13 protein-coding genes and 1 tRNA gene are annotated in these 15,032 nt (G+C 39.3%); 11 read left to right on the top strand and 3 right to left on the bottom strand.

The features are described 5' to 3' along the window. The first annotated feature begins 52 nt into the window (after nucleotides 1-52). The 9 genes from IV81_RS07500 (at nucleotide 53) to IV81_RS07540 (ending at nucleotide 10,351) form a co-directional block, all read left to right on the top strand. Complete coding sequence (locus tag IV81_RS07500; RefSeq protein WP_057803856.1) at nucleotides 53-2,221, top strand: Tex family protein; 2,169 nt, start codon at nucleotides 53-55, stop codon at nucleotides 2,219-2,221. Between the two features lies 1 nt (nucleotide 2,222). Continuing rightward, nucleotides 2,223-2,672, top strand: a complete 450-nt coding sequence (locus IV81_RS07505) for a SprT family protein (protein ID WP_057803857.1) — start codon at nucleotides 2,223-2,225, stop codon at nucleotides 2,670-2,672. Nucleotides 2,673-2,747: 75 nt separating this feature from the next. Continuing rightward, nucleotides 2,748-2,833 (top strand) — tRNA-Leu (locus IV81_RS07510). A gap of 487 nt (nucleotides 2,834-3,320) precedes the next feature. Next, complete coding sequence (locus tag IV81_RS07515) at nucleotides 3,321-4,295, top strand: mannose/fructose/sorbose PTS transporter subunit IIA (protein ID WP_057803859.1); 975 nt, start codon at nucleotides 3,321-3,323, stop codon at nucleotides 4,293-4,295. 27 nt (nucleotides 4,296-4,322) lie between these two features. Next, nucleotides 4,323-5,126 carry a PTS mannose/fructose/sorbose transporter subunit IIC gene (locus IV81_RS07520; RefSeq protein WP_057803860.1) on the top strand — a complete coding sequence of 268 codons (804 nt, stop codon included), beginning with the start codon at nucleotides 4,323-4,325 and terminating at the stop codon, nucleotides 5,124-5,126. A 16-nt stretch (nucleotides 5,127-5,142) separates the two neighbouring features. Further along, entirely contained in the window at nucleotides 5,143-6,057 is a 915-nt protein-coding gene (locus IV81_RS07525) for a PTS system mannose/fructose/sorbose family transporter subunit IID (protein ID WP_057803862.1), read from the top strand. A 116-nt stretch (nucleotides 6,058-6,173) separates the two neighbouring features. Beyond that, nucleotides 6,174-6,554 (top strand): DUF956 family protein, encoded by a 381-nt coding sequence (locus IV81_RS07530; RefSeq protein WP_057803864.1) that lies wholly within the window; start codon nucleotides 6,174-6,176, stop codon nucleotides 6,552-6,554. Nucleotides 6,555-6,869: 315 nt separating this feature from the next. Continuing rightward, a complete protein-coding gene (locus IV81_RS07535) occupies nucleotides 6,870-9,830 on the top strand; it encodes a sigma-54-dependent transcriptional regulator (protein ID WP_057803866.1) in 2,961 nt (986 codons plus the stop codon). Nucleotides 9,831-9,850: 20 nt separating this feature from the next. Continuing rightward, a complete protein-coding gene (locus IV81_RS07540; protein ID WP_057803868.1) occupies nucleotides 9,851-10,351 on the top strand; it encodes a PTS sugar transporter subunit IIB in 501 nt (166 codons plus the stop codon). Between the two features lie 121 nt (nucleotides 10,352-10,472). On the opposite strand, the gene IV81_RS07545 is transcribed toward IV81_RS07540, so the two are convergent. Next, a complete protein-coding gene (locus tag IV81_RS07545) occupies nucleotides 10,473-10,934 on the bottom strand; it encodes a hypothetical protein (RefSeq protein WP_057803869.1) in 462 nt (153 codons plus the stop codon). A 234-nt stretch (nucleotides 10,935-11,168) separates the two neighbouring features. Here IV81_RS07545 and IV81_RS07550 point away from each other — a divergent pair, with 234 nt between their 5' ends. Then, nucleotides 11,169-12,140 carry a beta-ketoacyl-ACP synthase III gene (locus IV81_RS07550; protein ID WP_057803871.1) on the top strand — a complete coding sequence of 324 codons (972 nt, stop codon included), beginning with the start codon at nucleotides 11,169-11,171 and terminating at the stop codon, nucleotides 12,138-12,140. 28 nt (nucleotides 12,141-12,168) lie between these two features. Beyond that, complete coding sequence (locus IV81_RS07555) at nucleotides 12,169-12,843, top strand: 2,3-bisphosphoglycerate-dependent phosphoglycerate mutase (RefSeq protein WP_057803873.1); 675 nt, start codon at nucleotides 12,169-12,171, stop codon at nucleotides 12,841-12,843. Between the two features lie 77 nt (nucleotides 12,844-12,920). On the opposite strand, the gene IV81_RS07560 is transcribed toward IV81_RS07555, so the two are convergent. Together IV81_RS07560 and rpiA are read right to left on the bottom strand one after the other, a co-directional pair. Continuing rightward, entirely contained in the window at nucleotides 12,921-14,267 is a 1,347-nt protein-coding gene (locus tag IV81_RS07560) for a C1 family peptidase (protein WP_157059762.1), read from the bottom strand. A 77-nt stretch (nucleotides 14,268-14,344) separates the two neighbouring features. Beyond that, nucleotides 14,345-15,031: a ribose-5-phosphate isomerase RpiA gene (gene rpiA, locus IV81_RS07565; RefSeq protein ID WP_057803877.1), complete on the bottom strand. Its 687-nt coding sequence runs from the start codon at nucleotides 15,029-15,031 to the stop codon at nucleotides 14,345-14,347. Between the last annotated feature and the right edge of the window lies 1 nt (nucleotide 15,032).

Below are 15,032 nucleotides of genomic sequence, written 5' to 3' on the forward strand. Positions count from 1 at the left end.
TAGGATGACTCAGCCTATTATTGTTGAAAATTAAAGTGATGGAGAATTAAAGTTGGAAGAAAGAATATTAAATATTGTTGAAAAGAAGTTAAGTACTTTTCGAAGTAACCAAATTAAAGCGACTTTAGACTTACTAGAAGACGGAAATACGGTCCCATTTATTGCCAGATACCGTAAGGAACGCACGCATAGTCTAGACGAAGTGCAGATTCGTGAGATTCAGTCTGTCTATCATCAGACGGAGACTTTAGAGAAGCGAAAAGACGATGTTTTAAAAAATATTGAAGAGCAACAAAAGTTAACTCCCGAATTAGCGCAAAAAATTAAGGATGCTGAAGTACTGCAAACTGTCGAAGATTTATATTTACCGTTCAAACAAAAACGGCGGACCAAAGCGACAATCGCCAAAGAAGCAGGGTTGGAACCGCTAGCGGCGTGGGTTTTAAGTTTTCCACAGGGAGATTTAAAATTAAAGCTTGAATCTGGAATCAATGTGGATAAGGATGTTAACACGATTGATGACGTTTTAGCTGGTGTTCATGAAATCTTAGCGGAAGCTTTTTCCGATCAGGCGGATATTCGAGAGTGGATTCGTAGTTACACGAAAAAGAATGGTTTTTTGAAGACGGACATTAAAAGTAAGGGAAAAGAACTTGATGAAAACGAAGTCTACGCCATTTACTATGATTTTAATGAAAAAGTAACCAAAATAGCTTCTCATCAAATTTTAGCGATCAACCGTGGAGAAAAAGAAAAAATCTTAAGAGTTAAAGTTGATGTTGATGAAGCTGGCATTGAGCGTTACTTGCGTTTTCGATTGATTGGAAAACATACCGGAAACGCAGTTGAGATTGTTCAAAATGCTTATGATGATGCGTACAAACGATTTATTGGACCAGCTATCGAACGTGAAATCCGTTCCGAACTAACGGAAATGGGAGATGCACAAGCAATCAGCGTATTTGGCGAAAACCTATATCACCTATTGATGCAAGCACCTTTAAAAGGGAAAATCGTTTTAGGATTTGATCCAGCCTATCGGACAGGGTGTAAGCTGGCGGTGATTGACGCTAATGGGAAGTTTCTAGATAAGCTGGTAATTTATCCCCATAAACCAGCGCCCAAGGAAAAGCGCGCCCAAGCAAAACAACAATTAAAGGATTTTATCGAAAAGTACCAGGTAGAAATGATTGCAATCGGAAATGGAACGGCAAGTCGCGAGTCCGAAGAATTTGTGGCGGATTTATTGAAAGAAATTAAGCGACCCGTATACTATGTGATTGTTAATGAGGCCGGGGCATCCGTTTATTCTGCCAGTCCAGAGGCCCGTGCGGCTTTTCCTGAATTACATGTGGAAGAACGGAGCGCGATTAGTATCGGTCGACGATTACAAGATCCGCTGGCGGAACTAATAAAAATTGATCCACAGGCAGTTGGTGTTGGTCAGTACCAACATGATGTTGCCCAAAAGGATTTACGAGAACAGCTCGATAATGTGATTGAAACGGCAGTTAACCAGGTAGGGGTTAATTTGAATACTGCAAGTGCGGAACTGCTAACCCACATTTCAGGATTAACGAAAACAACCGCTAAAAATATTGTGAACTTCCGTGAAGAAAACGGAAGTTATGGTTCACGAAAAGAATTAAAAAAGGTACCACGTCTAGGGCCCAAAGCGTTTGAACAGTCGATTGGCTTTTTGAGAATTGTGGATGGCAATGATGTGTTAGATAACACTGGAATTCATCCCGAAAGTTATGGCATTGCTAAGATTTTATTAAAAGAACTTAAAATTGATTTAAGTACGATTGGTCAATCTGCAACCGATCAAATTCTAAAAAACGTTAATACCGAGCAGCTTTCACACAAGTTAGAAGTTGGTTTTGAGACATTGAAAGATATTGTCGAAGAGTTGCAAAAGCCTGGTCGTGATTTGCGGGATGAGATGCCCGCACCACTATTGCGTTCAGACGTATTGACGATGGAAGATTTAAAGCCGGGGATGAAATTACAGGGAACGGTTCGGAACGTAATTGATTTTGGAGCGTTTGTTGATATTGGTGTAAAACAAGACGGATTGGTGCATATTTCAAAATTAAAAAAAGGATTCGTGAAGAAACCAAGTGACGTTGTTTCAGTTGGAGACATCGTCACGGTATGGGTTGATAGTGTCGATTCCAACCGACATCGAATTCAATTAACGATGATTCCGCAGGATTAAAATGACAGATTTTGAATTAAAAAATTTAACTAAAGATATTGCAAGAAGCGCTTTTGGAGAAGATTTTCCATACGAAGTATTTTTTAATCGTCGATTGAAAACAACTGGGGGCCGTTATCATTTAAATGACCATCATATTGATATAAACCCTTTGATGTTAGAGGAATTCGATCAAACGGTATTGATTGGTGTAATTAAGCATGAATTGACACATTATTTTGTGCACAAGATGGGTGAACGACCCGACCATCGTAATCCTCATTTTAAAAAGTTACTTAACCAAGTTGGCGGACTGCGATATGCGCCTTTGACTAGCAAAACTAAGCGATCAAAGAAGCAATATTTGTATCAATGCCAAAATTGTGGTCAAAAGTATGCACGGTTTCGACGGGTGAATGTTCAAAAGTTCGTTTGCAGTCGTTGTCGCGGACGATTAAAGCTGATGGGCTAGAGTCTTTTTGCAATAAAATTAAAAAAAAGCTTGCTAGATGGAAACGTATTTGCTAATATTATCTAGTAAGCTATTGCGGCCATGGCGGAACTGGCAGACGCGCAGGATTAAGGATCCTGTCCGAATTTACTCGGGTGGAGGTTCGAACCCTCTTGGCCGCATCGTATAAAAGACTAGGTATTTAATACCTAGTCTTTTTTTTGTGTTTTAAACGAATTTGATACACACGTTTAATACAGTATTAGTGTGTTAACCAACTGTGTATTAATAATAACCCTTTTAATTCGGTCTTTAGGGCTAGTGTATTTTGGCACGATAGTTGCTTATATATAAGTGAACGTTAAATATCCTGTATTTTCAGTGTATTTGACACCACGAATCGGTTGGAGCTGGTTTAGTGGCGGATGATTTTATTAGAAGATACCATTCTTAAATTAAAATTTAAAAATTATGGAGTTTTCAATTAATGTGGGACTAATCATCCCATCTTTTCTATCAATAACTTGAAAGCGCTTTTGATGAAAAAGAATTTTAATTTGCTTGGCTCAACGAATGAAATCATTCGAATTTATTTTAAAGTTACAGGTTTTAGAAATTATTTTTTTATTATTGGACTGTAACAATACAAAATGGGAGGTACACAGACAGATGGTTGGAATTATCATTGCTAGTCATGGTGAATTCGCCAAAGGCATCTTGCAATCAGGCTCAATGATCTTCGGCGAACAAGAAGACGTTAAGGCCGTTACATTAATGCCAAGCGAAGGTCCCGATGATCTAAAAGCAAAACTTCAAGAAGCAGTTGCTTCTTTTAGTAACCAAGACGAAGTATTATTCTTAGTCGACCTATGGGGAGGAACTCCATTCAATCAAGTTAACGGCTTGTTTGAAGAACATAAGGACAAATGGGCAATTGTTGCTGGTTTGAACTTACCAATGCTCATTGAAGCATATGCTTCACGTCTTTCAATGGAATCAGCACAAGAAATTGCTGCTCATATCATTGAAACTGCAAAAGAAGGGGTTAAAGTTCGTCCAGAAGCTCTTCAACCAGAAGAAGCTCCTAAGGCAGACGCAAGGGCAGCAGCAGTTAATACTGGTAAGCCAGGTCACTTTGACTACGTCTTAGCACGAATTGATTCACGTTTGCTTCATGGACAAGTTGCAACTTCATGGACAAAGACAACCAATCCAGATCGGATTATCGTTGTTTCAGATAAAGTTGCTAAAGATGAGTTACGTTCATCAATGATTAAGCAAGCTGCTCCTGCTGGAGTTAAGGCACATATTGTACCAATTGATCAAATGATCAAACTTGCTAAAGATGATCAACACTTTGGTGGCACACGCGCAATGCTATTGTTCGAAACACCTCAAGATGCGTTAAGGGCAATCGAGGGTGGCGTACCACTTAAGACTCTAAATGTCGGCTCAATGTCTCATTCAGCCGGAAAGGTTCAACCAAATCAAGTTCTAGCTTTTGACCAAAATGATATTGACACATATCGTCAACTAGAAAAAGATGGAATCGAACTCGATGTTCGTAAAGTTCCATCTGATTCTAAAGATGATATGGACGCTATCATGAAAAAAGCTGAAAATGAATTGAACAAACAAAAATAATTTTAAATAAACGGAGGATTAATAATCATGGCATTGAATGCAATTCAAATGATTTTAGTCATTATCGTAGCGTTTTTAGCTGGTATGGAAGGTATCTTGGATCAATTCCATTTTCATCAACCAGTAATCGCATGTACTTTAATTGGCTTAGTAACTGGTAACTTAGTGCCCTGCCTTATCTTAGGTGGTTCACTTCAAATGATCGCCCTTGGCTGGTCAAACGTTGGTGCTGCTGTAGCTCCTGATGCTGCATTGGCTTCTGTGGCTTCTGCTATTATTTTAGTTTTAGGTGGACAAGGTAAAGCTGGTGTTTCATCAGCTATCGCCCTTGCTGTTCCTCTAGCTGTAGCTGGATTATTATTAACAATTATCGCTCGTACACTTGCAACAATCATTGTTCATTTTATGGATGCTGCTGCTAAAGAAGGTAGCTTCGCTAAGATCGACATGTGGCAATATATTGCTATTGCAATGCAAGGTCTTCGTATCGCCATTCCTGCTGCATTAATCTTAGCTGTTGGTGCTGGTCCCGTTCGTGGTATTTTGAACTCGATGCCAGCTTGGTTAACAGATGGTTTAGCTATCGGTGGTGGTATGGTTGTTGCCGTTGGTTATGCAATGGTTATCAACATGATGGCTACTAAAGAAGTTTGGCCATTCTTCGCTCTTGGTTTTGTTATCGCAACTGTCCAAGACTTGACTCTTATTGCTTTAGGTACAATCGGTATTTCATTAGCTCTTATCTACTTGGCACTTTCAAAAGTTGGTGGCTCAGGTAACGGCGGTTCAGGTACTGGTGACCCACTAGGCGATATCATCGATAAATACTAAAAGGGAGGATACAGAAATGGCTGATAACAAAATTACATTAAGTAAAAAAGACCGTATCCATGTTTGGTGGCGTTCACAATTCCTCCAAGGTTCATGGAACTACGAACGTATGCAAAATGGTGGTTGGGCTTATACATTAATCCCAGCTCTTAAAAAGTTATATAAGACAAAAGAAGACCGTGCCGCAGCTTTGACTCGTCACTTGGAATTCTTTAATACTCATCCTTACTTAGCTGCCCCAATCATTGGTGTAACTATGTCACTTGAAGAAGAACGTGCCAATGGTGCTCCCGTTGATGACGTTGCTATTCAAGGTGTTAAGGTTGGTATGATGGGACCTCTTGCCGGTGTTGGTGACCCAGTTTTCTGGTTCACGGTTAAGCCAATCTTGGGTGCCCTAGCTGCTTCACTTGCTTTGGGTGGAAGCATTCTCGGACCAATTCTTTACTTCGTAGTTTGGAATGCAATCCGAATGGGATTCCTCTGGTATACACAAGAATTCGGCTACAAAGCTGGTTCTAAGATTTCAGAAGATATGTCTGGTGGTTTACTACAAGATGTTACAAAAGGTGCTTCAATTCTTGGTATGTTTATCCTGGGTTCATTGATTAACCGTTGGGTTGTTGTTAAATTCACACCAATCGTTTCAACTGTTAAACAAAGTAAGGGTGCTTACATTGACTGGGCTAACCTTCCAAGTGGTGCCAAGGGAATTCAATCAGCATTACAACAACAAGCTGCTGGACTTTCTCTAACACAAGACAAAGTTACTACATTGCAAGATAACTTGGATCAATTGATTCCAGGTCTTGCTGGATTGTTAATTACTCTTCTATGTATGTGGTTACTTAAGAAGGGTGTTTCACCAATCGTCATTATCTTTGGTTTATTCATTGTTGGTGTTTTACTTCACGTACTCCACGTTATGTAATAAATTTAAAATGAGCTTGGGCCAACGCCCGAGCTTTTTTTATTAAATTACTTTTGATGAATTCAAGGTAACACATTATAATTAGGGTAAGAGTAAAAGAAGGATGAGGTAATTTAATGGCACAGTCGATTAATACAAGAGCAGACTTAGTTACGAATGCCACTTCATTTTTAGGAATGGGTGACTATGGAAAAATTATGATTGGTGATCGTGGATTTGAGTTCTTCGATAATCGGAATGTGGAAAATTACATCCAAATTCCTTGGGAAGAAATTGATATGGTCATCGCTTCGCTGATGTTTGGCGGTCGATGGATTCCACGCTTTGCAATTAAAACCAAAAGCAACGGAACTTTCAGTTTTGCTGCCAGAAAACCCCACAAAGTATTGCGAGAGGTTAGAAAGCACGTTGATCCAAATAAAATGGTTCGTTCGCTTGGAATCGTTCAAGTTGCCAAAAATGGATTAATGACGTTATTTAAAAGAAAAACAAAGTAATTAATTAGAGAAACTAAGAAGTAATTGCCAACTTAATTTTGGCTGTAATCCCTTTAAGTTTGTTAAACGAATATTATAATTCGTTTGATAATCATAGAGGGATTTTTATTTTTTAAAGCGACGGTTCACTGCAACCACTAAATTAGGTCGCAGTTATTAGAATTTTGTAACAGGACTTTGGAATCGGAGGGATTAAAGATTAGTGGTTTTAAAGCGTTTTACTTAGAGCGTCGTAATAATAGAAGTTTTTTCAAAAAAGTGTGTTAAACTGTATTGTATCAATTAGTGTATTAATACAGTATCGTGGTGAAAAATATGAAAAGACAAGATCGAATTTACGAATACGTCATTGAAAATACTAAGCAACTGTCAGATGATGAATTAAAAACGCAAGGAGCACTGACAACACTAGTGATTGCCGAAGCTCTAGATATTGCTCGAAGCAATGTTAGTAAGGAATTAAACGAACTAGTTCGAAAGCAAAAGTTAACCAAAATTGCCGGACGTCCAGTTCGTTATTGTCGTATTTTGACAGAAGAATCGGAACACATCGATGACACCAATGCTTCAAAAACAGGGCATGACCCATCTGCTTACCACATTGAAGATGGAATTAGTGGGATGGAGCTTGGGAAAAGAAAATTAGCGGGAACCTTAAGCGAACCAAAAGCAGACCGTGAGCAGTTCCTAAAGCATACAAATATTTTTGATCGAATGATTGGAAAAAATCAAAGTATGCGAAATCAAATCGAACAAGCAAAAGCGGCAATGCTATATCCGCCGAGGGGACTGAATACGCTGATCATCGGGCCAACCGGTTCGGGGAAGACTTATTTTGCCAATGCGATGTTTGAGTTCGCTCAAACTAAGAATTTACTTGATGCCAAACAACAGTTAGTAACGTTTAATTGTGCGGATTATGCTCATAATCCAGAACTGCTAATGTCACATTTATTCGGGTACGTTAAAGGGGCGTTCACGGGTGCTAACGATGAAAAAGATGGTTTAATTCAAGAAGCTGATGGAGGGATGCTGTTTTTAGATGAAGTTCATCGTCTTCCTCCTGAAGGACAGGAAATGATCTTTTATTTTATGGATCATGGTACCTATAGTCGCTTGGGTGAAACCTCTAAAACGCATCATGCAAACGTGCGCTTGGTGTGCGCAACAACTGAGGATCCAGAAAGTTCGCTTCTACAAACGTTTGTCCGTCGAATTCCCATTACAATTCAACTACCGTCGTTTAACAAACGAAGTCCGGAGGAGCGAATCGAACTGCTACGTTCATTAGTTACAATTGAAGCTAATCGAACCAACAAAGAAATTACGCTCACTGAAGATGTTGTTCAAGCACTACTAGGCAGCGTAACGTATGGAAACGTTGGGCAATTAAAATCAAATATTCAACTTGTCTGTGCTAAGGGATTTTTGAATAACATCGAAAATGAGGGCGAAATAATGATTACGTCTGATGATCTACCGCCAAACATTAAGGATGGTTTACTAAATCTGGCCTCTAATCGCCAAGAATTAGGAGCAATCTCAAAACTTTTGGAACCGTACATGGTGATTAAACCAGGATCAGTGGATGCAGCACCCGTCAGCCGTAAAGATAGTTATGAATTGCCATATAATCTCTATGAAATAATCGGCGATAAAGCGATGATGCTTCGAGAAGAAGGTCTGGATCAGGAAAATATTAATAATTTTATTACGACGGATATTAACTTGCATTTAAAGTCTTTCTATAAAGATGATCCAGATGCCGTGCATGCTGAAAATAAATTAGCCGAAATTGTCGATCAAGATATTATTGATTTTACAAAACAAATTCAACCCAAAGTTGAAAATCGATTGGATTATCACTTTAGAGACAACTTTACTTACGCGATGAGTTTGCATATTAGTTCGTTCATTAAGCGAATTCAGTCTGGCAAACCGATGCGATTAATGGGTAATGACCTTGTAGCGATGGTAAAAGACTACCCCGAAGAGCTAGACGTGGCGAAGTCGATTAAAGAGTTGTTGGAGCAGCGGTATGGGATGTTAATTCCAGAATCGGAGAGTTATTATTTAGCCGTTCTTTTGATTTCATTAAAAACAGTTCCATCAAGTAGCGGTCAGGTGGGGATCGTTGTGGCTGCTCATGGAACAAATACCGCTAGTTCAATGGCTCAGGTAGTTTCGCAGTTATTATCAGACAATTCAATTCAGTCGTTTGATATGCCACTGGACATGAGTCCGCAGTCCGCTTTCAAGGGAATTATTGATCGAGTTAGGGCGGCCAACCAAGGTGAAGGAGTCTTGCTATTAGTTGATATGGGCTCGTTGAGCACGTTTGGAGCAAAAATTACCGAAGAAACTCAAATTCCGGTGAAGGTGATTGATATGGTCACGACCGCCATGGTGCTCGAAGCGACTCGAAAAGCGTCTTTTATTGATAGTGATTTAAACGATATTTACTCGGAATTACGTGAGTTCCACGGATATTCAAGGGTCGCAGTTACCGATGAGAAAAAGACCGAACAGATCCAAGCAGTCGATGACTTAGCACTTATTTCTGGTAAACCAAAAGCTGTTATTGCGATTTGCTCGACGGGTGAAGGAACGGCGAAAAAAATTAAAGGTTTGTTAGATCAGTTATTAGTTCAAAATTTAATCGAGGACATTAAAGTTCTGCCGATTTCGATCGTTAATATGAAAAACCATATTGAACAGATTAAGAAAAGTTATAAGGTTCTTGCCGCAACGGGAGTTCTTGATCCCCAAATGGGGGTTCCGTTTATGCCATTACAAACATTGCTACAGGGTGGTGGCGAAAAGTTCATTCGTCAATTAGCCGAACGTAGTGAAGTGTCCTGGATTTCGGATGAACAAAATCCAAAGATAACTCGCAGCGTGTGTCGGCAATATTTATCACAATATTTTGTTTTCCTGAATGCAGACAAATTTACCGATATTTTGTGGGAATACGTGGACTATTTAGCAGATATGAATCATGTGGAATTCAGTGAATCGTTTAGAATTAACTTGATTATGCACATTGCCGGAGCGGTTGAACGGGCGTTAATGAATAATCCGATGCAAGCGACTAAAGAAGAGCTTGCTTCTGTTGTTGATGAGCACTGGCTTAAATTAGTTCAACAAGCCGATAATAAGTTTTTAAAGCGGGTGCAAATTGAATTAAACGCGGGTGAAGAGTTTTATATTTATAAATTGTTGGAAACATGGCAAGAGAAAAATGATACAATCCTAAGTGAGATAGAGCAGAACTAATTTTTGGAGGATATTGTAATATGACGATGGAAATATTACTAGCTCGTGTTGATAGTCGGTTGTTGCACGGGCAAGTTGCTACCGCTTGGGCAAAGCGGGTTAAGCCTAATCGTATTTTAGTAGTTTCAGATAGTGTTGCAGACGATACCTTACGGAAAACGTTAATAACTCAGGCGGCTCCTCCAGGAGTACTAGTTAACGTTATTACCGTTGATAAAATGATTCGAATTTATCAAGATGCACAGTTCGATTCTTTCCGAGTGCTACTGTTAACCGAGACGTTGCAGGATATGCTAAAGCTGGTTGAAGGTGGAATCGATATTTCTAAACTGGGAGTAGACGTTGGAAGTTTAGCTTATGCGGTTGATATGACCATGCTTACCGACGCAATTGCCGTTGGAAAAGACGAAATTGCGACGATTCGGGCGCTACATGATCATGGATTAAATGTATATGCGCAAAAAATTCCGAATGACAGTCGAAAAGATTTGATAAAAATGTTGGATAAAAACGGATTGTAGTGTCAGTGTACAAGGGGAATCAATGGTTGAAAATAAAAGGGGGACTACGACAAACAAAGCTGGTTTTGTCGTAGTCCCTCTTTATATCATATGTTGTTACGAAACCAATTTAGGATTAAGATTAAAGATCTTCAAGTACTTGGTTTTCTTTAATTTTTGGTTCCGGCTTCTTTTGGCGATTTTCAATTTCTTTTTTGATCCGGAAAAGAACCTCTTTTTGCGATACTGGAACGTCAAAATGAATTTGTCCGGTACTAGTTTCAAGAATTAAGGTTGCTTTAAAACCTGCAATTCCAAGGATGATTCCAATGATAATTGCTAGGATGCCAAGGCCGAGGCCATTATTTAAAGCACTTAAAACTCCTAATACAATTAAAACCAGTCCTAATAAAATTGGAAAAATTTGTGATTTTCCCTTTACGTTAGTACTCTTGATATCATCAAGGGCAACATCCTTTGCGACCATTCCGTAGGGAATAATCCAAACTAAAAGACGTGGGATTCGACTCCGAACGGACTGATTGTCAACCTCGATGCGACCCTTCATCCAAAAAAAGAGCCAGCTGATTGAAAAATTAAACATTAGTATTCCTCCAGTGTTCTGTTCTTATTAATTAAGCATAGTTATTAAAGGGATAAAAGGCAAGCCTTCAACGTTGAAATGTTGAAATTTCTTAAGAGAAAAATAAAATTTGTTTAGGTCCTGATACTGCCAGACTGAAAGCGATTTTACATTTTACCAAGAGAAAAGTGATTTTCACAATAAACGTTTTACTGGTAAAATAGAAAGATAAATAAAACGAGGAAGAATCATAAAATGAGTTTAAAAATATTATCTACGGCGCACTATGTTCCAAATCGGGTTGTTGATAACGACGAATTATCCCAGATTATGGATACAAATGATGAGTGGATTCAGGCCCATACGGGAATTAAAACGCGCCACTACGCAATGGGTGAGGAAAACACTTCAACTTTAGCGACTGAAGTGGGCGAGCGCCTGTTAAAAAAGGCCAATATGACCGCTAGTCAAATTGATTTAATTATTTTATCAACCATTACACCGGATGCACTAACACCGGCTACCGCGACCATTGTACAAGCCAAACTGGGTGCTAAAAATGCTATTGCGTTTGACATCTCTGCCGCATGTGCTGGCTTTGTTTTTGGATTAAGTACCGCAGAAAAATTTATGCGTTCAGGTCGTTACAAGAATGCATTAATAATTAGCGCAGAAACAAATTCTAAAATGATGGATTTTAAAGATCGAACATCAGCAGTATTCTTTGGAGACGGCGCTGGGGGAGTTCTTTTAACAAATACGGAAGCGGAAGAAGACGATTTTTTCGTTGACGAAGAGCTAGCAACCCTTGCCGAAAAAAATGAATATATTCATAGCGGTCGAATTCCAGCGCTAACCGATGTCAAGGAAAACAATTTTCCATCAATTGACGCTTTTTTCCAGAGCGGAAGGGATGTTTTCAGCTTTGCTACGGGTGTTGTTCCACCACAGATGATTGACATTTTGGACCGCAATCAATTGCGAAATCAAATTGATTACGTGGTTTGTCACCAAGCTAATTTAAGAATTATTGAAAAAATTTCAGAGACGATTAACATTCCAATTGAAAAATTTGTTACAAATGTTGAGGAATATGGCAATACGTCATCTGCTGGAATTCCGATGGCACTCGACCAACTTCAAGCCCGCGATGCAAGTCCTAAAACGGTTCTAATGACTGGATTCGGTGCTGGACTTGACTATGGAAGTATGATTATTAAACTATAATTAGTGATGTTTTGAGGGAGAGAGCAAAATGGCCAAATTGGTTTTAATTCGACACGGAGAAAGCACGGCTAACCGTGATAATATCTATACGGGATGGTCTGACGTTCCTTTAACCGAGGTGGGAATTAACCAGGCACACCATGCTGGAAAATTAATTGCTGAATTGGGAATTAATTTTAGTGCGGTGCATACTTCAATGTTAAAAAGAGCGATTGTTACGGCAAACATTGTAATGGATGAACTTGATCAAAATTGGCTACCAATCACCAAGACCTGGCGCCTAAACGAACGACACTATGGTGCGCTGCGGGGGCAAAACAAAGATGATACTCGCCAGATTTATGGTAAAGAGCAGGTTGCGCGGTGGCGACGAAGTTTTAATTCGGTTCCGCCACTACTTGATCATCCGGACGATGATCGTCGGTATGCGATCAATGGCATTTTAAATGAGCCTTTGGGTGAGAGTTTACGGATGGCCTACGATCGACTAATCCCGTATTGGTTAGATCATATTGCTCCTGATTTGATTGAAGGAAAAAATCAATTGGTAGTGGCGCATGGGAGTTCTCTGCGCGCGTTGATCAAGTACTTGGAGGGTATTTCAGATCGAGGAATCGACGGAGTTGAAGTTGAGAATGGCGAGCCAATCATTTATGAAATGAATGATCAACTAAGAATTCACAGCAAAGTGACTTTGAGTTAATTATAAGTTTTGAGCTTTTTTACTGAGAATACTAACAAAAAAAGATTCCGAAAAATCGGAATCTTTTTGATTTGTAATTAATCTGTATAAGCTAACGAACCCATTGGATCCCAAGGCTTTAATACGGTTGGTTCTTGTGATTGAGCGGACCGTTGAGCGTCAGTAAGGAATTTCTTTTGAACGACTACTTGATAGCAGTATTCGTCCATCCATTCATCAGACATTACCATATAGCCCTTTTCACCAACTTTTTTACCCCAACTATTTTCGACTTTCCACTTTTTAGGCTTTCCATCAACCAGGTCAACGCCAGTTAGAACCATTGCGTGGGTCATCAAACTTTCTTTATAATCAAGACGTTCAGCTTTTGACATTGAAATATCAATATCAAAGAGTTCATCTTCAGCAAAAACGCGTAGATCAAGTAATCCCTTTTCACGAGCTTCAGAGTGTTGGCCAACGTCACAGCCAAACCAAACTGATTCACCAGATTTTAATTGGTTAATTGCGGCTTGTTTGAAATCGTGCATGTTAAGGTTAAGATGCTTAACTTGACGACCGTTGACCACGTTTCCTAACATTTCCACCGTGTAAGTTTGGTCATAAGGTTTGTCAGCAGTTGGAGCATTAATAATTGAAATATATTCATCAAGGTCCCAACCAATGTACTTGTCGAAGAATTCTTTTGGTGTAATTCCTTCTTCGCGATGATATGCCTTACTGTCATCCCGATATTCCCAATCAAATTTAACCGGTGGTTGTCCAAAACTGTAGGAAGCCATTCGGTAAACTTCACTGAGCATTTTTTGTTTACGTTCTTGAATTTGTTCATCGCTAGCATCTGAATTAACTAGTTCACGTAATGTAATGGCATCTTTACGAAGTTTTTCATTAAGTAAAGTGTCAAATTCACGCGATTTTGAACTGTTATATGTTTCTGGAAATGCCGATTGGGGAACGACACCATATTTTTCAATAATGGCGCAGAGCATGTCCCATTGACCGCCATCGCCTTGTGGTTCATTAAGTAGAAATGCAACTTTACGATCATCTGTATCTAAGGCAGCGGTCTTAATAATATTTTCGTAGAACCAATTTGACTTCTCAAATTTATCCCAAAAGAATGTATAGCTTTGTGATAACTCAAAGCTGCCGGGAACTTTAAATTGATTTTTCATGTCATGGCGCATTGTATTTAGCGCAGCAAACATCCAACAACGTCCACTTTGCATTTGATTTGCGACATCGCCAGTATCTAAGTCAATTGAAAAGACGGGAGTACTTTCAACGTCGGCAGCTAAATCACGGCTAGAATTAAGAATACCGTTTTTAGTAACCGTCCGTTCGATCACCTTTGATTCTTTACGATCGGTATATTCTTTTTTAAAACGGTCAATTAAATTTTGTGAAATTTCAGTACCCAATGTATTCAACTCCATTCTTAGTATTTAAACAATGAGACAATTATACTATCATTAAAAAAATTAGTAAACGATTAAAATTATGGACGAGCTTGTAAAACTTCGGGACCGTTTTGGCGACCGACGATAACCGTATTAACCATATCAAGGAATAATCCCTGTTCAACAATCCCAACTTGTTTGATTAAGTAATCGGCTAGTTCGTGGGGATGATTAATTTCACCTAAATGGAGATCAATGACGTAATTTTTAGAGTCGGTTAAAACGTGCTTGCCATCCGCATCCATTCTGAATTTTGGATGTAGCCCTTCTTTTTCAAGTTTTTTGTACACTTGGGTGCTACCATAGGGGATTACTTCTAGCGGTAGGGGGAAGGCACCAAGTTGATCAACCATTTTAGACTCATCGACAATCCACATTACCTTAGTTGAATTAGTGGCAACAATTTTTTCGAAGAGGTGTGCGGCACCGCCCCCTTTGATGCCTTGGAAATCTGAACTAATCTCGTCGGCGCCATCAATCGTTAAGTCGATATGGTCGACCTCGTCAACGGACTTTACGGTAATCCCAAGTGAACGGGCTTGGTCGGCCGTCCGATCAGAAGTTGGAACGCCAATGATGCTAATTCCTTCATTTTTAACCCGGTCACCAAGTGCATCAACCATGAATTTAACGGTTGATCCAGTCCCTAAACCAACGACCATTCCATCTTTGATAAATTTAACTGCCTCTTTACCGACGAGTTCTTTTAGTTCATTTTGATCCATT

The sequence above is a fragment of the Pediococcus stilesii genome (assembly GCF_001437075.1).
Taxonomy (GTDB): Bacteria; Bacillota; Bacilli; order Lactobacillales; family Lactobacillaceae; genus Pediococcus; species Pediococcus stilesii.

What these genes read in the sequence shown, in the direction of transcription:
- IV81_RS07525 (WP_057803862.1), top strand. Translation starts at nt 5,143, where the DNA reads ATGGCTGATAACAAAATTACATTAAGTAAAAAAGACCGTATCCATGTT.
- IV81_RS07515 (WP_057803859.1), top strand. Translation starts at nt 3,321, where the DNA reads ATGGTTGGAATTATCATTGCTAGTCATGGTGAATTCGCCAAAGGCATC.
- rpiA (WP_057803877.1), bottom strand. Translation starts at nt 15,031, where the DNA reads ATGGATCAAAATGAACTAAAAGAACTCGTCGGTAAAGAGGCAGTTAAA.
- IV81_RS07505 (WP_057803857.1), top strand. Translation starts at nt 2,223, where the DNA reads ATGACAGATTTTGAATTAAAAAATTTAACTAAAGATATTGCAAGAAGC.
- IV81_RS07550 (WP_057803871.1), top strand. Translation starts at nt 11,169, where the DNA reads ATGAGTTTAAAAATATTATCTACGGCGCACTATGTTCCAAATCGGGTT.
- IV81_RS07555 (WP_057803873.1), top strand. Translation starts at nt 12,169, where the DNA reads ATGGCCAAATTGGTTTTAATTCGACACGGAGAAAGCACGGCTAACCGT.
- IV81_RS07540 (WP_057803868.1), top strand. Translation starts at nt 9,851, where the DNA reads ATGACGATGGAAATATTACTAGCTCGTGTTGATAGTCGGTTGTTGCAC.
- IV81_RS07530 (WP_057803864.1), top strand. Translation starts at nt 6,174, where the DNA reads ATGGCACAGTCGATTAATACAAGAGCAGACTTAGTTACGAATGCCACT.
- IV81_RS07520 (WP_057803860.1), top strand. Translation starts at nt 4,323, where the DNA reads ATGGCATTGAATGCAATTCAAATGATTTTAGTCATTATCGTAGCGTTT.
- IV81_RS07545 (WP_057803869.1), bottom strand. Translation starts at nt 10,934, where the DNA reads ATGTTTAATTTTTCAATCAGCTGGCTCTTTTTTTGGATGAAGGGTCGC.
- IV81_RS07535 (WP_057803866.1), top strand. Translation starts at nt 6,870, where the DNA reads ATGAAAAGACAAGATCGAATTTACGAATACGTCATTGAAAATACTAAG.